A 17,542-nucleotide genomic window follows, 5' to 3' on the forward strand; every position below is an offset into this window, starting at 1 on the left:
ACACTCTAGAAACACTGCATTATTACGTTCCGCCGAGCTCCAATGAAAGCGATTGCGCCTCCTTTGACCCCTCCCATTTCAATTCTGATCGTCGAGGATGACGCCGAAATCGGCGAGTTCATCTCGCTCTATCTCGCGGCGCACGATATTCAGGCTAAGGTGGCCGCAAACGCCCAGGCAATGGACGCTGCGTTCAGCGCCGGAGCCTATGACCTGCTGATCCTCGACCTTAATCTTCCCGGCGAAGACGGCTTATCGATCTGCCGGCGGGTGCGATCCGAGAGACGCATCCCCATAATCATACTGACGGCGCAGTCGGAGGACATCGACAAAATATTGGGTCTGGAGCTCGGGGCCGACGATTACATCGTCAAGCCTTTCAACTCGCGCGAGCTGCTGGCGCGTATCCGCGCGGTTTTGAGGCGAACTGAAACCCCGAACGCGAACGCCGTCGACGGGCGCGCCTTACGGCAAGCGTATCTTTTCTCGGGCTGGCGCGTCGATGTGCTCGCTCGAGAGGTTGTCGCGCCGTGCGGCATAAAGGTGGCCATGACCGGCGCAGAATTCGATCTGCTGCATGCCTTGTGCGAAAATCCCAACCGGGTGTTGACGCGCGAGCAACTGATTAACATGACGCATGGCCCGACGACCGGGCCCTTTGAGCGGAGCATTGACGTGCTGATCAGCCGGCTTCGACAGAAGATAGAAGCGGATCCAAAAAAGCCCGCGTTCATCCAGACGGTTCGCTCCGAAGGCTATATTTTCTCCACTCACGTGGCGCGCGCATGAACTCAACTCGCGTTCCCTGGCGTTTCCGGATCAACAAGCTGGCCGTGCAAATCACGCTGCTCATGCTTGTGTCCATCGTCGCATTCCAAACTATCGTGATCGGCATGTTCCATGTGTTCGGCCGGCGGCACATTGTCGATCAGGGCGATTTCATAGCGAGCATAATCCTCGCTCTGGACGTCGCGCCGAATGCAGAGAGAGCGAATATCGTTTCAGAGCTTTCTCTTGCCGTTCCCTACGCCAATATCGAGATCCAGGAGACTCGCCCAGCAGCGGCGGACGCCTCGTTGGGAAGCGACGTTGCCTTCGATAACGAGATCCGTCACATCGATTCGCTTTTGTGGAAAGGCGCGGACGTGTTCGAGGTCGCCAGCTCGGCGCCAGGGGACTACGGCGTTCTCGCCGTCGAATTGCGCAAGGGCGGCTACGCGACCATCTCGATCGCGCAGCACCAAAAGTCGCCAGGCTCAATCTGGCGTTGGCTCTGGCAGCACGCGGAGGACGAACCGATCATCGTCACTCCCGGAGCGCGAACGGCGCTATCTTTCATCATATTCACCGCGATCTTCGTCTTCTGGGCGCTGAACGCGATCATGGCGCCGCTGCAGCGACTCGCGAAATACGCCGAGCAGATTCCGAATGACATCGATACGAAGACGCCACTTCCCGAACGAGGTCCCCACGAGGTGCGCGAATTGACTCGCTCGCTCAATCGTATGCAGGCGCGCATCAGCAAGATGATCGCCGCGCGCGCCCATGTGCTTGCGGCGGTGAGTCATGACTTGCGAACAATTATCACGCGCCTGAAGCTGAAAACTGAGTTCGTGCCAGATCAAAGCCTTCAGCAGCGGATGATGCGCGACGTCGATCTGATGGACGCAATGCTGTTCAAGAATCTGCAGTATTTGCGCGCTGAAGGAGACGATAAGTCCGACTGTTCCCTGGTCGATCTCGACAGCGTTCTGCAAACGGTCGCCGACGAGTTCTGCGACCTTGGGCATCATGTGACCTACCACGGCGGCGGACGCCAAATGATTTTCGGATCGCTCCCCGACATGCAGCGCATTTTTACCAATCTCGTCGAGAACGCGACGCATCACGCGAAGACAGTGGACGTGCTTCTGACCGATCGGCCTGAAGGACTGATACAGGTCGACGTCATCGACGACGGGCCAGGAATGTCAGCGGAAAGCAAGCAGACCGCATTCGAGCCTTTCGTTCGCGGTCAGCCCGGACGAACCCTTGACCAACACAGCGGATTTGGATTGGGGCTATCGATCGTGCGCTCGCTCGTTGAGAACCACGGCGGATCTGTGTCTCTGCTCGACCGCGAACCCCACGGACTGATCGCGCGCGTGTTCCTGCCGCGCGCATCGGAGGGGGACGAGAGGCTGGCTCCCAGCGATTCAAAAGCAGCGCAGGCGTTGCACTGAGAAGGCTCAGGCGGGCGCAAGCAGCAGGCTTGTCTCGCTTCGAGCGATCCCCTCGATCATCCTCACGCCCGACAGCACACGGTCGAATTCCTCGAGATTGGCGCACTCGATTTCCGCGATGAGGTCAAAAGGCCCGTTGGTGCTGTAAAGCGTGTGGATCTGCGGGAGTCCGCGCAGCGCCTGGGCGACGCGACGGGAATTCTTGCCGGAGACTTCGACCATCATGATCGCCCGGATGCGATCGGACGCGGAAGGATTTTTCAGCCGAACCGTAAAGCCCAGGATCACGTCGGACGCGATCAGCTTGTCGAGTCGGTTCTGGACCGTCCCGCGCGAGACGCCCAGCGCCTTGGCGAGCTGGGACAAGGAGGCGCGCGCGTCCGTCCGCAGCAGCGCGATCAGTCGGTGGTCGAGGTCGTCCATGGCCCGCGCCTCTGTCGAAACGGTCAATATCTATGACCGAAATGACAAATTTCGAGCCGTTTCGCCAATTTATGGCGATTTTGATTAGCGGGCCCGCGTTCTAGTCTCCCCACATGGATCGATGGGAGAAGGCATGGTGACGTTTCTGAGCGCGCGAGATATCGCCCGCATCGTTGGAGAAGTGGGCGCGCGACGCTTTTGGTTGTTGCTAGTCGACTATCTGCGTCACGATTTTATGCGCTGGGACGCATTCGAGAAGTCGCCGCGTTACGCGAGCCATTCGCCGCGCGGCGTCATTGAACTGATGCCGACGAGCGACGGCGAGGCTTTCGCCTTTAAATACGTCAACGGTCATCCCGGCAACACGTACTTCAATCTGCAGACCGTCGTCGCCTTCGGCGCGCTCGCCGACGTCGAAACCGGCTATCCGACCCTCATCGCCGACATGACGCTCGCCACCGCCTTCCGAACCGGCGCGACCTCGGCGCTGGCGGCGGCGCATCTCGCGCGAACCGACAGCAAGACGATGGCGCTGATCGGCCTTGGCGCTCAATCGGAGTTTCAGGCGTGCGCGTTTCACGCCGTTCTTGGCGTTGACCGGCTTCGCGTCTTCGATGTCGATCCTGACGCCGTCGAGAAGTTCGAGCGCAACATGGCTGACTACGGCCTGACGATCGTTCGGTGCGTTGAAGCGCGCATCGCCGCATCAGGCGCGGACATCGTCACGACGATCACGGCGGATAAGAAATTCGCCACGATACTGGCCGACGACATGGTTGTGCCTGGAACCCATATCAACGCGGTCGGCGGCGATTGCCCGGGCAAGACCGAGCTTCCGCGCGAACTGCTGCTGCGTTCCGAGATCTTCGTCGAATATGCGCCGCAGACGCGCAGCGAGGGCGAAATTCAGCAACTCGGCCCCGAGCATCCGGTGACGGAACTGCGGGAGATTCTGGCTGGTGATCGACCAGGGCGCACCTCCAAAGACGCGATCACCATCTTCGACAGCGTCGGTTTCGCCATCGAGGATTTTTCGGTGTTGCGCCTGTTGCGCGACCTTGCGCGGGAGACGGGCGTCGGCCGCAACATCGAGCTGATCGCTGGGCCTGCAGACCCGAAGGATCTGTTCTCACTGCTGCATCCGCTCGACGCGGAGCAGGAAAACGTCGCAGCTCTCGTAAGGACGGAACAGCCCGCATGATCGACGCACGTTCAATGCCAGAGAATTCGCTGACGAGCTTCGACGCTGAAGCCGCTGTGTTGAGCGATGCGCCGCGGGACGAGGCGCGCGCAGCCGCGCAGCCACGGCCTGCGCCTGCGCGTCGCGCGCTACTGATGTGCGCGCCAGACCATTTCGGCGTCGATTACATTATCAACCCGTGGATGGAAAATCAGATTGGGCAAGCAGCGCTGCCGCTCGCGCAGGCGCAGTGGGAGAACTTGCGCGGCAATCTGGCGGCGCATAGCGATATCGCTTTCGTCGCGCCGACGCCGGGCCTGCCGGACATGGTCTTCACCGCAAATGCGGGACTTGCGATCGGCGACACGGCCGTCGTGAGTCGTTTCAACGCCAAGGAGCGGCGGTCCGAAGAGCGTCTGTTTTGCGAATGGTTCGAAGCGCAAGGCTATTCGATCGCACGCTGGCCGGAGAACATTCCCTTTGAGGGCGCCGGCGACGCGCTTCTCGATCATGCGCGGGGCATTGTCTGGTGCGGATACGGCTGGCGCTCAGGCGAGGAAGCGCCCAAACATCTTCAAAAGATATTCGGTCTGCGCGCCGTCGCGCTGAAGCTCGTCGATCCGCGCTTCTATCATCTCGACACCTGCTTCTGCCCGCTGAGCGGCGGCTGGCTGATGTATTATCCAGCGGCCTTCGATATCGCGTCACAGGAAGCGATCCGAGCCATCGCGCCGGTCGAGAAGCGGATCGAAGTCGGCGAGAAAGACGCGCTCGCTTTCGCCTGCAACGCAGTCGAAGTCGCCGGGCGAGTATTCCTCAACGCCTGTTCCGACGATGTTCGATCGCGCCTGATCGACGCGGGATTCATGCCCGTCGTCACGCCGCTCTCGGAATTCATGAAGGCGGGCGGCGCCGCGAAATGTCTGACGCTGCAGTTGCCGGGCGCCGCGTCCGCGGTCATGCCGCGGGGATAAGCGTTTCTCCGCCGACCGGCCGGCTACAGGGGCAAAGCGCGCCGGTCCGCAAGGCGTCGAGCACGCGTAGCGTATCGTCCGGCGCGCGGCCGACGTCGAGATTCGTGGCGTAGACATGTTGAATGACATTGTCGGGATCGACGACGAAGGTGGCGCGATAGGCGACGCCGGAAGGCGCGCGCACGCCGAGTCCATCGACCAAATCGCCCCTCGAGTCGGCGAACTGCCAGATCGGCAAGCTCTTCAGGTCACGATGGTCGCGCCGCCAAGCAAGCTTCACGAACTCATTGTCGGTCGAGCCGCCGAGAACGACGGCGTCGCGCTCGGCGAAATCCTTCGACAAACGCGCGAAGGCCGCGATTTCCGTCGGACAAACGAAGGTAAAATCCTTCGGATAGAAGAAGATGATTTTCCACATCCCTGGAAAGCTCGTCTCGCTGAGCGTTTCGAAGGCTGTTTCGCCGTTTTCTTCGACCTCATTAAATCCCGGCTTAACGCCGGTGACGACGAAAGGCGGTATGCTGTCCCCAATTCCCAACATGTCTTTCTCCTAAGAAGCACCATCGGCGCCTATTGCGGATTGCTTCTGGAGACAGTCGCGTCGAACTCCTCCAGCCTCGAGGCGCAGCGCGGACCAGCGCCGCCGTTCGGCGGACCGTAGAGTTCGGCGCGTCGCCAATCGAGAAAGCGCTCTTCCGTCTCCCACATGGTCACTGAGAAATAGAGCACGTGCGGACCGCTCTGCTTCCCTCGATGGAATTGAAATCCGATGAGACCGGCCGCTTCCCGCAGCCGGACGCTTGTCTCTCGCCAAGCCGTTTCGAATGTTTCTTCGCAGCCCTTGACGACCTTGAACTGGTTCGAGGCCATGAACATCGCGCGTTCCTTCTGTCCTGTCGCCGAATATTTCATAGCGCATGTAGCGCATGCTGCTGCGCACGACGCGTCAGCGCGATGAGCGCAGCGAATTCGTCACATCTCTTGCGCATGCATTCATCCGGACAGGTAAGCGCATAGTGGCTGCGCAGCGCCGCAAGCCCATAGCCGGCGAGTTCGACTTCATCGATCGATGATCGAACCGAGTTTTGGTTCATCGCTTCGGCGAGGATCGAATCAATGCGTTTTCTCTCTCGCGCCAGATCGCACATCATTTTCTCCTTGAGGGCGCGGAACGTCACGCGTGGGGTTGCGCGCCTGATTTTTTGCTCGAGGGTTCAATGCTGAAAGTCTCAGCGGCGCCGCGTGCATGGTATAAAGATTTAACAGGCGACTTCCTGCGTCAATACAATTGATCACTCATCGGAAGTCTTTCAGAAAACGCTGTTCGCGGCGTTCTTACTTGCGAAATATTCCAGTTAGAAGGAAGCGCGTCGTCATCGAGCGCCCCGGCTGTGACCATCACGCCAAGGCCATCGTTCTGGCCTGTGGCTTCACGACAGGGCCATCGTTCTGGCGCAAATCTGGGTTCATTCGGCGATGCGCCGCGAAGGCTTGGCTTCAGCGCCAACGCAGCGAGAAGAGTTTGAACAAGGGAATGAAAATGCACAGCATCGCCACGCCCCGCCGGGCCAAGAAAGCCCTCGTCCTTGCGACGCTTCTGACGGCCTCAATGCCGCTTTATGGCTGCTACACGCCCGCGGAACGCGCTCTCGGCGGCGGCGTCATCGGCGGTCTGGGGGGCGCCGGCATCGGCGCGCTTGCCTCAGGCGGACTGGCCGGCCCGACGCTCGCCACGGCGGCGGTCGGCGCAGCAGGCGGCGCCATCATTGGCGCCGCGACGGCGCCGCGCCCATATTATTACCGCCGTCATCGGCACTACTACTGAGACAGGACGGTCTCGCTTATGTGCGGGCGCTTCACGCAGCATCTCTCCTGGGAGGAGCTCCAGCGGCTTGCCGATTTGTTCGGCCAGCCGCGCAATTTGCAGCCCCGCTACAATGTGGCGCCGACGACGATGATCGAGGTCATCAGGCCGACGCCGGCGGGAAACGAACTTGTCCAGATGCGCTGGGGCTTTGCGCCCTCCTGGTGGAAGAAGCCCCTGCGCGAACTGCCTGCAACCTTCAACGCGCGCGCCGAGACGGTCGCCGAAAAACCGATGTTCCGCTCGGCCTTCGCTTCTCGGCGCTGCATCATCCCGGCGTCGGGCTTCTATGAATGGACCGGGGCGAAAGGCGCCAGGAATCCACATTATTTCACGGCGCCCGACGGCCGCCCGCTCGCCTTAGCCGGCTTGTGCGAGACTTGTCGCGATATTGAGAGCGATGCGACGATCGACTCCGCGACGATCATTGTCGGTCCAGCGAATGGCTGGATGCGCCGTTTCCATGATCGCATGCCGGTCGTCCTCGACTGGCGCGACGCCAACGCATGGATGACAGGCGAGGATCCCGGGGCGTTGCTACGCGCGCCGTTCGACGAGGCTCTGCAGGAATGGACCGTGTCGCCGCGCGTCAACCGTTCGGGCGAAGCCGACGACGATGCGACGCTGATCGCCCCGAGCCTCGCGGCCACTGATCTTATCGATCGCCTCGGCGCCCTGTCCGGCGAAGCGAATCAGCCGAGTTCGAAGGTCGTGACGCCGTAGCAGCGGTCGATGCGTCCCGGCGGCGTGCCTTTCGTATACATGCGCGCGGTGTCGAACACGGCGGTCATCCGGCGTCGCTGCGCCAGCGCGATGGCGGCGGCGTTTGCTTCGGGCGTATCGAGAAACACCGGCGCACGCGCGGCTCGCGCGCATAAGCCTTGAAACAGCGCGTCGGCGATTTGCGAATCATCCGCGAACAGCGGCCCGATCTTGTAGCCGTCGCGACACGCGCGCAGCACGCCATAGCCGGCGAGTCGCCCTTGCTTCACCACGGCGAGCGCGGCGCTGCGCGGCTGCGCGATCCAGCGCGAAAGAAAATTTGGTCGCGACGTCGGAAAGACCGTTTGGTCATAACGCACAATCTCGTCGAAGGGGACGTCAGCCAATTCCGTCAGGTCGGGTGGCGCTTCGCCGCCGCCCACGCATCGATGACGTATGTTGCGATAGGCGAAACTGAATCCGTAGCGCGCATAAGTCTGCTGAAGGTCGATCGCGGCGTCGAGCCCGACATTGCGGCCCTGCACGTGCTGCAGTGCGACGTCCAAGAGCCGAAGGCCGACGCCCTGTCCACGATGAGCCGGACGAACGATGAAGAGCCCGACATAGCCGAATGACTCGTCATAGGCGACGGCGCAGACGCAGCCACGAGGCTCGCCCGCGCGTTCGGCGATAAAGAACCCTTTCGGATCGACGGCGTAGAAACTCTCCGCGTCATACAGTCCGGGATTCCAGCCCTCGGCCGCGGCCCAATCGAGCGCGCGATCAAGTTCGCTCTTGGACATTCGGCGAATGACGATGTCTTCCAAGTTCATGCGAGGCTTGTGGCGCGAGTCGCTGCAGGACGCAACCAACGCGCGCCCGGCGGCTAGGGCCGGTCCTCCAGAAGCTGCGTGATCGAAGCATTTGCGTGCAGGCGTCTGATCGCCTCGGCCAGGAGACCGGCGACGCTGACCACCATCAACCGATCGCCAAGCGCGGCCGCCATGGACGGTTGCAGCGGCGTTGTATCGGTGATGATGAGCCGGTCGATCGGCGCGCTCTTCAGCGCGGACGCCGCCTTTTCGGAAAAGACGCCGTGGGTCGCGGCGACCCAGACATGCGCCGCGCCATTGGCGCGGCAGGCCGCAGCGGTGCGCGCCACCGTGCCCCCGCCGGCGATGAGGTCGTCGATGATGATCGCGGTGCGATCCTTGACGTCGCCCGCGAAAATATCGCCAGCGACGTGGCCCTCGCTTCGGTATTTATCCATGAAGGCCTTGGCCACGGGCCGCTTCAGCATGCGTTCGAGCCGCAAGCGAAAAAGCTCCGCGCGTTTTTCGCCGCCAAGATCAGGAGAGACGACGGCGACAGGCCTGTCCCCGATATTGGCCAGGACATGACGCGCAAACAGAGCCTGAGCGTCAAGGTGAACCGTCTCGCAACGAAAGGCGTTCTGAAAAGCGGCGATGTTGTGTACGTCGACGCAGACCACACGGTCCGTCCCAAGCGCTTCAAACAGCTGCGCGACATAGCGCGTGGTGACCGGATCGCGGGGCTTGGTGCGCCTGTCCTTGCGCGCGAAGCACAGATAGGGCGCGACGGCGGTGACGCGCTGAGCGCCCGCGTCCTTCAGCGCGCCGATGAAGAACAGCAGTTTGCAGAGCTTGTCGGCGCTGCTCGCGACATCGTCGCCATTTAGGGTGAAAACGACGTAACAGTCGCGGCCGCGCACATTTCGAGCGGCCTGATCTTATATTCGCCGTCTTCGAACTTGCGGTCTTCCAGCGGCGCGAGCTCAGCGCCAAGCAATTGTGCGACGTCTTCGCCAGCGGATATGCTGGCGCCGAGCGCGAATAGCGCAAGGCTGCTCTCCGCTTCGCGCGGCGGTTCGGTCAGCGCCATCGTCATCATTTTCAAACCTTCTGCTTAAGAAAAATTTGGCATGTGTTATTCTTGGACGTTATCCTTGGGTCACGCCTGAGGCGCGCAAAGATTCTCGACAAACCAGCTGGTCGCGCGCTCGACGACGCTCTCCAATGTGCCAGGCTCCTCGAAGAGATGGGTGGCGCCGGGGACGATGTCGAGACGGTTCCGGCATCTGAGCAGCTGCTGCGCGCTGCGATTAAGTTCAATCACGCCATAGTCCAATCCCCCGACGATCAGCAATGTCGGCGCTTGAACCCGCCGCAGCGCGTCGCCTGCAAGATCTGGCCGACCGCCGCGCGAGACGACGGCGGCGACGCGTGGTTCGTCGGCCGCGGCGACGAGCGCCGCTGCGGCGCCTGTGCTCGCCCCGAACAGCCCGATGGGCAAGCGAGCCATATCGCTGTCCCTCACCCAGTCGATCGCTTCGCCGACGCGCGCGCCGAGCAGTTCAATGTCGAAGACGTTGCGTCGGAATTCGCCTTCCTCGGCGGTGAGGAGGTCGAACAGCAAACAGGCGAATCCCTGCGCGACGAGTCGCTCGGCGACATATCTGTTGCGCGGACTGAAGCGCGAGGAGCCGCTGCCATGCGCGAAAATGACAAGGCCCTGTGGCGACTGAGGCAAGTACAGCGATCCCTCCAATCGATGGGGGCCGATTGCGACGTCGGCGGTCGTGAAGTCGCGCGTCATGGGGACCTCGTGCGGATTGGACGTTTCAGCCTACATGGCGTCCTACATGGCGCCGCAGTATGAATCTTCTTCTGGAGAAACCGCTCAGCCCTCGCCATATCCTCTTTAGGACGCCCATTGCGCGTCTCAGTTTTTAGAGGAATTTGATGCATTCGCAGCAGAAGATCGACTTTCTGGCCGTTGAGCCGTCATCCGACCGCAAGAGAAGATTATGCGCATGATCAAAAAGCTCGAGGATCGCTATGCACGCGCGACAACCTGTCACGCCCTCAAAGGTCCGGGCGCGCATCAGCAAACCGGCGGGCTCGAAGAGATCAACCTGCATCTTGTCCTGTCGGACAGGCGGACGGCCGGAAAGGCCCGCTCGCGAGCCGCGCCGCTCATCTGCGTCACGGGCTGAGAAAGCAGCGGGGCGATGGAGTCGATCCCCCATAGCGGAGCGCGCGCCATTGGCGACGCGGGCTCGCCCTCAACGGCCGAGAAGGTTCGATTTCTCAGTGCGCCCGGCGCCTATTCGCACGCTCCGGACTCGGTCACCGTGCTCGAAACGCATATGTCCTATGTTTTTCTGGCAGGCGACAAGGTCTACAAGCTCAAGAAACCCGTCTGCTATCCCTTCCTCGACTTCTCGACGATCGATGCTCGCGAACACAATTGTCGCGAGGAGGTGCGTCTCAACCGCCGGCTCGCGGCCGATGTATATTTGGGCGTCGCGCCGCTGACCTATAGTGCGGAAGGCGGCATGGCGCTTGGCGGCAAGGGAGCCGTCGTCGACTGGCTTGTCGAAATGCGTCGCCTGCCGCGCGAAGCGATGCTCGATCGGCTGATCGCCGAAGAGCGCTTGAGCGCGGCGCAGATTGACGCGCTCTGCGACACCTTGGCGGCGTTCTATCGCGGCGTGGAACGCTCCTCGATCAGCGCCGAGGACTATGCGCTGCGGTTTTTTCGCGAGCAGGAAAAGAATCGAGACGTTCTGACGCGGCGGGATTTCGCGCTCGACCATGGGCGCACGCCCGTTCTGCTCGACCTTCTCGACGCCAGACTGGCGGCCAGCCGGTCAGAGTTGCAGGAGCGCGTCCTTCAAGACCATGTGATCGACGGGCATGGCGACTTGCGCCCGGAGCACATCTGCTTTCGCGACCCCATCGCCATATTCGACTGTCTGGAGTTCAACGCCGAACTGCGCCAGGTCGATCCCTTCGACGAGCTTGCCTATCTTGGCGTCGAATCTGCGCTGCTTGGCGCGAATGCGCTCGGCGTCGAACTTGTCGACAAAGTGGCGCAGAGACTCTCCTGCGAACCCCCGCGACGCCTGGTGTCGCTTTACGCGGCTTGGCGCGCGGTGCTGCGCGCGCGGCAGTCCGTAGCGCATCTTCTCGATGGTTCTCCGCGTGAGCCAACGAAGTGGGAGCCGCTGGCGACGCGCTATCTCGATCTTGCGCAATCGGCGCTCGCCGCCGACTATCAGACGGGAAGGTGAGGGCGCCATGTCCTTTTACGACCGAACCGACGCTGGACGTCGCCTTGCCGCCGAGCTTGAGAAATTCAAGGGCGAGGATGTTGTCGTCTTCGCCCTGCCGCGTGGCGGCGCGCCTGTCGCGGAGCCGATCGCGATTTTGCTGAAGGCGCCTCTCGATCTCGTGCTCGTCAGGAAAATTGGCGTGCCCTTCCAGCCGGAGCTGGCGATGGGCGCCGTGGCGGATGGCGGCGCGCCGATCATCGTGCGCAATGAGGACGTGATCGCCATGGCGAATGTGAGCGAACAAGAATTTGAGGAGGTGTGCGCGCGCGAGCTTGAGGAGATCGAGAGGCGCCGGCAGCTCTATCTTGGAGGCCGTGAACGACCGGAGGCGAAAGGGCGCATCGCCATCGTTGTCGACGACGGCGTCGCCACCGGCGCGACGACGCGCGCGGCCTTGCGCGCCGTCCGCGCGCGTGCGCCCAAAAAGCTTGTGCTGGCTGTGCCGGTCGCGCCTCCAGATACGCTGGAGTCTCTTAGCGCTGAAGTCGATGAGATTGTCTGTCTTGAGACGCATCGCGCCTTCGGCGCGATCGGCTTTTTCTACCGGGATTTTCGCCAGATCAGCGATGGTGAAGTGATCGAGATTCTTGATCGATGCGCCACGAAGGCCGGGGGCGCGTCGAGCGCGACGTTCTGAGCAGCCGAACGCAGCATACTTGATCTATGTCGTCGATGTCGGCGACCCGAAATCAGCCGTAATCCCCCAAAAAACTCTCTCCGCGGCTTTTGGGAGATCAACCATGCGCCAAAACAGCGGATCGATTATTTTTGCCGCGCTTCTCTTCACGGCGGCCCCGGCGCAGGCGTTCGACAGCCCGATCAATCGCGGTCCGCTCGCCGACTTCCTCAATGTGTTTCGCGAGCAGGCGATACCGCGGCAGGCCGTCTATTGGCGCCATCCGGAATTCAAGCGCGGCACGGTCGTCATCTCGACCAAAGACCGTCGGCTCTATTACGTGCTTGGCGATCGACGCGCGATTGAATATGGCGTCGGCGTCGGCCGAATGGGCTTCACCTGGTCCGGCGTGAAAACGATTTCGCGCAAGCGCGAGTGGCCGGACTGGAGCCCGCCGCCGCAGATGCTCAAGCGCAGACCGGATTTGCCGCGCCATATGGCCGGCGGCATGGAAAATCCGCTTGGCGCGCGCGCGCTCTACCTCGGCTCAAGCCAATATCGCATTCATGGCTCCAACGAGCCGGACACGATCGGCGCCGCCGTGTCATCGGGCTGCATCCGCATGACCAACAAGGACGTCGTCGATCTCTACAGTCGCGTGAAGGTCGGGACGAAAGTCGTCGTGCTCAATTAAGGGCGCCTGGCGTCCATCTTGTCTCCGGGCTCGACGGCTTCGCAGACCAAGCGCTGGCGCCAGACGCCGTAGCGCCAGGGCGTGAGCGGGCGCGCATCGGCGCGCAAGGTCGCGGGCACTGGGTCGAAGCCCGCGCCGCCGCCCGGACGACAGCGGCAGATCCGCGCGAACCCCATCCAGCCCCCGGCCCAAAAGCCATGTTTGGCGATGGCCTCGTCGGCGTATTCCGAGCAGGTGGGCGCATAGCGGCAGAAACGTCCCGCGAAGGCCGAGAAGGTGACCCGGTAGACGAATATCAGCGCGCGCGCCGCGCGAGCGGGCAGGGACAGAGAGGAAGACAGCAGGGAGGACACGGACAGCAATCTATGTCGTCGGCGACACGATCGGAAGGGAGGGCGTGTTCGCAGGACGGGACTCGCAATGTGCGCCCGGGGTCCGTCCAACAAAAAGGCCGCCCGGCGAGGGCGGCCTTTTCGGTCTCAGTGTGTAGGCGATCTCATTCCGCGGGCGGCAGCGCCGGCGCAGGCTCGGCCGCTTCGGCGCCGCGCTGCTCGATGATGAGCTCGTCGCGCCCGCCCGCGACGGCGCGGAACTTGGACATCGCAGCGCCGGTGCCGGCCGGAATGAGCCGGCCGACGATGACGTTCTCCTTGAGGCCGACGAGCGGGTCGATCTTGCCGTTGACGGCGGCCTCGGTGAGGACGCGGGTCGTCTCCTGGAAGGAGGCGGCCGAGAAGAAGGAACGCGTCTGCAGCGAGGCCTTGGTGATGCCGAGAAGCACCGGCGTGCCATGCGCAGGCTTGCCGCCATTCTCGAGCGCCTTGGCGTTCGCTTCCTCGAGCTCCAGCTTGTCGACCTGCTCGCCTTCGAGGAAGCCGGTGTCGCCCGGATCGACGATGTCGATCTTCTGCAACATCTGACGCACGATCACTTCGATGTGCTTGTCGTTGATGTTGACGCCCTGCAGCCGGTAGACCTCCTGGATCTCGTTGACGAGGTAAGCCGCAAGCTCCTCCACGCCCTTGATCGCCAGAATGTCATGCGGCGCCGGATTGCCGTCGACGATGTAATCGCCCTTCTCGACGACGTCGCCATCCTGAAGATGGATATGCTTGCCCTTCGGGATCAGATATTCGACCGGATCCGCGCCTTCCTCGGTCGGCGTGATGGTGATGCGCTGCTTGTTCTTGTAGTCCTTGCCGAAGGCGACCGTGCCGGAGATTTCCGCGATGATCGCGTGATCTTTCGGACGGCGCGCTTCGAAAAGCTCCGCGACGCGCGGCAGACCGCCGGTGATGTCGCGGGTCTTGGCGCTCTCCACCGAAATACGCGCGACAATGTCGCCGGCCTTCACCGTCGAGCCCGGTTCGACGGCGATGATCGAGTCGACGGGCAGCAAGTAGCGAGCGTCGCCGCCGCGGGCCAGCTTGACGATCTTGCCGTCGGCGCCCTTGATCAGGATCGAGGGCTTCAGGCTCGCCGAACGCAGGTTGAGGCGGTAGTCCATGACCATGCGCTTGGTGATGCCGGTCGATTCGTCGACCGTCTCCGACATCGATTGCCCTTCGACGAGTTCCTCGAAGCCGATGACGCCGTCGACTTCGCTGATGATCGGACGCGTGTAAGGGTCCCACTCGGCCAGTCGCTGGCCGCGCTTCACCTTGTCGCCCTCGTCGACCTTCATTTTGGCGCCATAGAGAAGGCGGTTCACCGCCCGCTCCTCGCCATTCGGGCCGAGGATCACGATGGCGACGTTACGCGCCATGACAATGAGATCGCCGTCCGAGTTGCGGGCGAGATGGCGATTGCGCACATGCACCTTGCCCTCAAAGTTCGACTCGATGAAGGACTGGTCAGCCAGCTGCGCCGCGCCGCCGATATGGAAGGTGCGCATGGTGAGCTGCGTGCCCGGCTCCCCGATCGACTGCGCCGCGATGACGCCGACGGCTTCGCCCATGTTGACGGGCGTGCCGCGCGCGAGATCGCGTCCATAGCACTTGCCGCAGACGCCGTTCTTAGCCTCGCAGGTCAGGACCGAGCGGATCTTCACCTCCTGAATGCCGGCGGCGTTGATCGCGTCGATGTGCTGCTCCTGAATCATCTCGCCGGCCGGCACGATCACGGTCTTGCCGTCCTGCGACATCAGAGGCTCCGCCGCGGTGCGGCCGAGGATGCGCGACGTCAGCGAGGCGACGACCTGTCCCGCGTCGATGATCGCGCGCATGCGGATGCCGTTTTGGGAGCCGCAGTCGGTCGATGAGATGATGGAATCCTGCGCGACGTCAACGAGGCGGCGCGTGAGATAGCCCGAGTTCGCCGTCTTCAACGCCGTGTCGGCGAGACCCTTGCGGGCGCCGTGCGTGGAGTTGAAGTATTCAAGGACGGTGAGGCCTTCCTTGAAGTTCGAGATGATCGGACTCTCGATGATCTCGCCCGAGGGCTTGGCCATCAGTCCGCGCATCGCCGCGAGCTGCTTCATCTGCTGCGGCGAGCCGCGTGCGCCGGAATGCGACATCATATAGATCGAGTTGATCGGCATGTCGCGGCCGTGCTCGTCTTTGCTCACCGACGAGATGCGCTGCATCATTTCCTCGGCGAGCTTGTCGGTGCACTTCATCCATGCGTCGACGACCTTGTTGTATTTTTCGCCCTGAGTGATCAGGCCGTCATTATACTGCTGCTCATATTCCTTGGCCGCCGCGCGCGTCTCGGAGACGATCGCCTCCTTGTTTTCCGGCACGACCATGTCGTCCTTGCCGAAGGAGATTCCCGCCTTGAAGGCTTCGCGGAAGCCAAGCGACATGATGCGGTCGCAGAAGATGACCGTCTCCTTCTGACCGCAGTTGCGGTAGACGGTGTCGATCATGTTCGAGATTTCCTTTTTGGTCATCAGTCTGTTGACGACGTCGAAGGGAATCTTGTCGTGTTTCGGCATGAGCTGGCCGAGCATCATGCGGCCGGGCGTCGTGTCGAAAATCTTCGATACGCGCTTGCCCTTCTCATCATAGGTCCAGGCGCGGCCCTTGATCTTGGTGTGGAGCGTGACCGCCTTGGCGGCGATCGCGTGCTCGATCTCGCCCTGGCTCGAGAAAGCCATGCCCTGTCCGGGTTCGCCGTCGCGCTCAAGCGTGAGATAATAGAGGCCGAGAACGATATCCTGCGACGGCACGATGATCGGCTGACCATTGGCCGGGTGCAAGATGTTGTTCGTCGACATCATCAGCACGCGCGCTTCGAGCTGCGCTTCGAGCGACAGCGGCACGTGAACGGCCATCTGGTCGCCGTCGAAATCGGCGTTGAAGGCGGCGCAGACGAGCGGATGCAGCTGGATCGCCTTGCCCTCGATCAGCACGGGCTCGAACGCCTGAATGCCGAGACGGTGCAGAGTGGGCGCGCGATTCAGCAGCACCGGATGCTCGCGAATGACCTCGTCGAGGATGTCCCAGACTTCCGGCTTTTCCTTTTCGACGAGCTTCTTCGCCTGCTTCACGGTCGCCGAATAGCCCTTGGCGTCGAGACGCGAATAGATGAAGGGCTTGAACAGCTCGAGCGCCATCTTCTTGGGCAGGCCGCACTGATGCAGCTTCAGCTCCGGACCGACGACGATCACCGAACGGCCGGAATAATCGACGCGCTTGCCGAGCAGGTTCTGACGGAAGCGGCCCTGCTTGCCCTTCAGCATGTCGGCGAGCGACTTCAGCGGACGCTTGTTGGCGCCCGTGATCACGCGTCCGCGGCGGCCGTTGTCGAACAGCGCGTCGACGGCCTCCTGCAACATGCGCTTCTCGTTGCGGATGATGATGTCCGGCGCGCGCAATTCGATCAGCCGCTTCAAACGATTGTTGCGGTTGATGACGCGGCGGTAGAGATCGTTCAAATCCGAGGTCGCGAAGCGGCCGCCGTCCAGCGGCACGAGCGGACGCAGATCCGGCGGAATGACCGGAACTTCCTTGAGGATCATCCACTCGGGGCGATTGCCCGACTGCAGGAAAGCCTCGATGATCTTCAGGCGCTTCGCCAGCTTCTTGGGCTTGAGCTCGGTCTTCGCTTCGGAGATCTCGATGCGCAGCGACGCGGCGATCGCTTCCAGGTCCATCGACTCAAGAAGTTTGCGGATCGCTTCCGCGCCGATCATGGCCGTGAACGTGTCTTGGCCATATTCGTCTTGCGCGCGCATATATTCGTCTTCCGACAGCAACTGACGCTCTTTGAGCGGCGTCAGGCCCGCGTCGAGGACGATATACGACTCGAAATAGAGGATTCGCTCAAGATCCTTGAGCGTCATGTCGAGCAACAGGCCGATGCGCGAGGGCAGCGACTTCAGAAACCAGATGTGGGCGACGGGCGCGGCGAGCGAGATGTGGCCCATGCGGTCGCGCCGCACGCGCGCGAGGGTGACCTCGACGCCGCACTTCTCGCAAATGACGCCCTTGTATTTCATCCGCTTATATTTGCCGCACAGGCACTCATAGTCCTTGATCGGACCGAAGATGCGCGCGCAGAACAGTCCGTCGCGCTCTGGCTTGAACGTGCGGTAGTTGATCGTCTCGGGCTTTTTGATCTCGCCGTAAGACCAGGAAAGAATCTTCTCCGGGCTTGCGATCGAAATCTGAATCTGGTCGAAGGCCTGCGTCGCCACGACCGGATTGAAGAGATTCATGACCTCTTGCTGATTCATGGTCTTCTCCTGGACCGGGATGGAAGCGGTCGTACGCTCCGCCGGTCTAAA

General features: G+C 62.1%; 20 protein-coding genes. 10 read left to right on the plus strand and 10 right to left on the minus strand.

Going from position 1 to position 17,542, the window contains the following annotated elements:
• The first annotated feature begins 63 nt into the window (after positions 1-63).
• On the plus strand, positions 64-789 hold the full coding sequence (locus tag EHO51_RS02205) for a response regulator (protein WP_205788988.1): 726 nt from the start codon (positions 64-66) through the stop codon (positions 787-789).
• On the plus strand, positions 786-2,222 hold the full coding sequence (locus tag EHO51_RS02210; RefSeq protein ID WP_124737516.1) for an ATP-binding protein: 1,437 nt from the start codon (positions 786-788) through the stop codon (positions 2,220-2,222). The genes EHO51_RS02205 and EHO51_RS02210 overlap by 4 nt, the downstream gene beginning before the upstream one ends.
• Before the next feature lie 6 nt (positions 2,223-2,228).
• On the opposite strand, the gene EHO51_RS02215 is transcribed toward EHO51_RS02210, so the two are convergent.
• Positions 2,229-2,645: an Lrp/AsnC family transcriptional regulator gene (locus EHO51_RS02215; protein WP_036241384.1), complete on the minus strand. Its 417-nt coding sequence runs from the start codon at positions 2,643-2,645 to the stop codon at positions 2,229-2,231.
• Positions 2,646-2,778: 133 nt separating this feature from the next.
• Between EHO51_RS02215 and EHO51_RS02220 the strand changes: the two genes are divergently transcribed.
• Both EHO51_RS02220 and EHO51_RS02225 read left to right on the plus strand, forming a co-directional pair.
• On the plus strand, positions 2,779-3,846 hold the full coding sequence (locus EHO51_RS02220; RefSeq protein ID WP_124737517.1) for an ornithine cyclodeaminase: 1,068 nt from the start codon (positions 2,779-2,781) through the stop codon (positions 3,844-3,846).
• Complete coding sequence (locus EHO51_RS02225; protein WP_205788989.1) at positions 3,843-4,799, plus strand: dimethylarginine dimethylaminohydrolase family protein; 957 nt, start codon at positions 3,843-3,845, stop codon at positions 4,797-4,799. Before EHO51_RS02220 ends, EHO51_RS02225 begins: the two co-directional genes overlap by 4 nt.
• Here EHO51_RS02225 and EHO51_RS02230 read toward each other — a convergent pair.
• Genes EHO51_RS02230 through EHO51_RS02240 form a run of 3 tightly spaced genes read right to left on the minus strand, consistent with a single transcriptional unit; the run spans position 4,783 to position 5,950 of the window.
• On the minus strand, positions 4,783-5,340 hold the full coding sequence (locus tag EHO51_RS02230; RefSeq protein WP_124737518.1) for a peroxiredoxin: 558 nt from the start codon (positions 5,338-5,340) through the stop codon (positions 4,783-4,785). The genes EHO51_RS02225 and EHO51_RS02230 overlap by 17 nt on opposite strands.
• A 29-nt stretch (positions 5,341-5,369) precedes the next feature.
• Positions 5,370-5,675 carry an antibiotic biosynthesis monooxygenase family protein gene (locus tag EHO51_RS02235; protein WP_245434709.1) on the minus strand — a complete coding sequence of 102 codons (306 nt, stop codon included), beginning with the start codon at positions 5,673-5,675 and terminating at the stop codon, positions 5,370-5,372.
• 32 nt (positions 5,676-5,707) lie between these two features.
• A complete protein-coding gene (locus EHO51_RS02240) occupies positions 5,708-5,950 on the minus strand; it encodes a hypothetical protein (RefSeq protein ID WP_124737520.1) in 243 nt (80 codons plus the stop codon).
• 389 nt (positions 5,951-6,339) lie between these two features.
• Between EHO51_RS02240 and EHO51_RS02245 the strand changes: the two genes are divergently transcribed.
• Both EHO51_RS02245 and EHO51_RS02250 read left to right on the plus strand, forming a co-directional pair.
• Positions 6,340-6,624 carry a hypothetical protein gene (locus EHO51_RS02245; RefSeq protein ID WP_018407351.1) on the plus strand — a complete coding sequence of 95 codons (285 nt, stop codon included), beginning with the start codon at positions 6,340-6,342 and terminating at the stop codon, positions 6,622-6,624.
• An 18-nt stretch (positions 6,625-6,642) separates the two neighbouring features.
• Entirely contained in the window at positions 6,643-7,386 is a 744-nt protein-coding gene (locus EHO51_RS02250) for an SOS response-associated peptidase (protein WP_124737521.1), read from the plus strand.
• Here the strand turns inward: EHO51_RS02250 and EHO51_RS02255 are convergent.
• Genes EHO51_RS02255 through EHO51_RS02265 form a run of 4 tightly spaced genes read right to left on the minus strand, consistent with a single transcriptional unit; the run spans position 7,356 to position 9,981 of the window.
• Positions 7,356-8,198, minus strand: a complete 843-nt coding sequence (locus tag EHO51_RS02255) for a GNAT family N-acetyltransferase (protein ID WP_124737522.1) — start codon at positions 8,196-8,198, stop codon at positions 7,356-7,358. The two genes, EHO51_RS02250 and EHO51_RS02255, sit on opposite strands and share 31 nt — an antisense overlap.
• A 53-nt stretch (positions 8,199-8,251) precedes the next feature.
• Positions 8,252-9,097, minus strand: a complete 846-nt coding sequence (locus tag EHO51_RS02260) for a ribose-phosphate diphosphokinase (protein ID WP_245434710.1) — start codon at positions 9,095-9,097, stop codon at positions 8,252-8,254.
• Positions 9,061-9,276 (minus strand): hypothetical protein, encoded by a 216-nt coding sequence (locus tag EHO51_RS20800; protein WP_245434711.1) that lies wholly within the window; start codon positions 9,274-9,276, stop codon positions 9,061-9,063. The genes EHO51_RS02260 and EHO51_RS20800 overlap by 37 nt, the downstream gene beginning before the upstream one ends.
• Positions 9,277-9,336: 60 nt before the next feature.
• Positions 9,337-9,981 (minus strand): dienelactone hydrolase family protein, encoded by a 645-nt coding sequence (locus tag EHO51_RS02265; RefSeq protein WP_124737523.1) that lies wholly within the window; start codon positions 9,979-9,981, stop codon positions 9,337-9,339.
• 211 nt (positions 9,982-10,192) lie between these two features.
• On the opposite strand from EHO51_RS02265, the gene EHO51_RS02270 reads away from it, so the two are divergent.
• From EHO51_RS02270 to EHO51_RS02285, 4 genes are all read left to right on the plus strand, one after another.
• Positions 10,193-10,381, plus strand: coding sequence for a hypothetical protein (locus EHO51_RS02270; protein WP_124737524.1), 189 nt, complete (start codon positions 10,193-10,195; stop codon positions 10,379-10,381).
• 15 nt (positions 10,382-10,396) lie between these two features.
• Positions 10,397-11,461, plus strand: coding sequence for a hypothetical protein (locus EHO51_RS02275; RefSeq protein WP_124737525.1), 1,065 nt, complete (start codon positions 10,397-10,399; stop codon positions 11,459-11,461).
• A gap of 7 nt (positions 11,462-11,468) precedes the next feature.
• Positions 11,469-12,140: a phosphoribosyltransferase gene (locus EHO51_RS02280; protein WP_124737526.1), complete on the plus strand. Its 672-nt coding sequence runs from the start codon at positions 11,469-11,471 to the stop codon at positions 12,138-12,140.
• 103 nt (positions 12,141-12,243) lie between these two features.
• A complete protein-coding gene (locus tag EHO51_RS02285; protein WP_124737527.1) occupies positions 12,244-12,813 on the plus strand; it encodes a L,D-transpeptidase in 570 nt (189 codons plus the stop codon).
• On the opposite strand, the gene yidD is transcribed toward EHO51_RS02285, so the two are convergent.
• Together yidD and rpoC are read right to left on the minus strand one after the other, a co-directional pair.
• Positions 12,810-13,166: a membrane protein insertion efficiency factor YidD gene (yidD, locus tag EHO51_RS02290; protein ID WP_124737528.1), complete on the minus strand. Its 357-nt coding sequence runs from the start codon at positions 13,164-13,166 to the stop codon at positions 12,810-12,812. The genes EHO51_RS02285 and yidD overlap by 4 nt on opposite strands.
• Before the next feature lie 143 nt (positions 13,167-13,309).
• The gene (rpoC, locus tag EHO51_RS02295) at positions 13,310-17,491 is read right to left on the minus strand and encodes a DNA-directed RNA polymerase subunit beta' (RefSeq protein ID WP_124737529.1); all 4,182 of its coding nucleotides are present in this window, start codon (positions 17,489-17,491) and stop codon (positions 13,310-13,312) included.
• Between the last annotated feature and the right edge of the window lie 51 nt (positions 17,492-17,542).

Source organism: Methylocystis rosea (genome assembly GCF_003855495.1).
Lineage (GTDB): Bacteria > Pseudomonadota > Alphaproteobacteria > Rhizobiales > Beijerinckiaceae > Methylocystis > Methylocystis rosea_A.

Coding starts and splice junctions, on each gene's coding strand:
- EHO51_RS02220 (WP_124737517.1), top strand. CDS start 2,779: ATGGTGACGTTTCTGAGCGCGCGAGATATCGCCCGCATCGTTGGAGAA.
- EHO51_RS20800 (WP_245434711.1), bottom strand. CDS start 9,276: ATGATGACGATGGCGCTGACCGAACCGCCGCGCGAAGCGGAGAGCAGC.
- EHO51_RS02245 (WP_018407351.1), top strand. CDS start 6,340: ATGCACAGCATCGCCACGCCCCGCCGGGCCAAGAAAGCCCTCGTCCTT.
- EHO51_RS02285 (WP_124737527.1), top strand. CDS start 12,244: ATGCGCCAAAACAGCGGATCGATTATTTTTGCCGCGCTTCTCTTCACG.
- EHO51_RS02280 (WP_124737526.1), top strand. CDS start 11,469: ATGTCCTTTTACGACCGAACCGACGCTGGACGTCGCCTTGCCGCCGAG.
- EHO51_RS02250 (WP_124737521.1), top strand. CDS start 6,643: ATGTGCGGGCGCTTCACGCAGCATCTCTCCTGGGAGGAGCTCCAGCGG.
- rpoC (WP_124737529.1), bottom strand. CDS start 17,491: ATGAATCAGCAAGAGGTCATGAATCTCTTCAATCCGGTCGTGGCGACG.
- EHO51_RS02270 (WP_124737524.1), top strand. CDS start 10,193: ATGCGCATGATCAAAAAGCTCGAGGATCGCTATGCACGCGCGACAACC.
- EHO51_RS02265 (WP_124737523.1), bottom strand. CDS start 9,981: ATGACGCGCGACTTCACGACCGCCGACGTCGCAATCGGCCCCCATCGA.
- EHO51_RS02275 (WP_124737525.1), top strand. CDS start 10,397: ATGGAGTCGATCCCCCATAGCGGAGCGCGCGCCATTGGCGACGCGGGC.
- EHO51_RS02215 (WP_036241384.1), bottom strand. CDS start 2,645: ATGGACGACCTCGACCACCGACTGATCGCGCTGCTGCGGACGGACGCG.
- EHO51_RS02225 (WP_205788989.1), top strand. CDS start 3,843: ATGATCGACGCACGTTCAATGCCAGAGAATTCGCTGACGAGCTTCGAC.
- EHO51_RS02235 (WP_245434709.1), bottom strand. CDS start 5,675: ATGTTCATGGCCTCGAACCAGTTCAAGGTCGTCAAGGGCTGCGAAGAA.
- EHO51_RS02230 (WP_124737518.1), bottom strand. CDS start 5,340: ATGTTGGGAATTGGGGACAGCATACCGCCTTTCGTCGTCACCGGCGTT.
- EHO51_RS02255 (WP_124737522.1), bottom strand. CDS start 8,198: ATGAACTTGGAAGACATCGTCATTCGCCGAATGTCCAAGAGCGAACTT.
- EHO51_RS02210 (WP_124737516.1), top strand. CDS start 786: ATGAACTCAACTCGCGTTCCCTGGCGTTTCCGGATCAACAAGCTGGCC.
- EHO51_RS02240 (WP_124737520.1), bottom strand. CDS start 5,950: ATGATGTGCGATCTGGCGCGAGAGAGAAAACGCATTGATTCGATCCTC.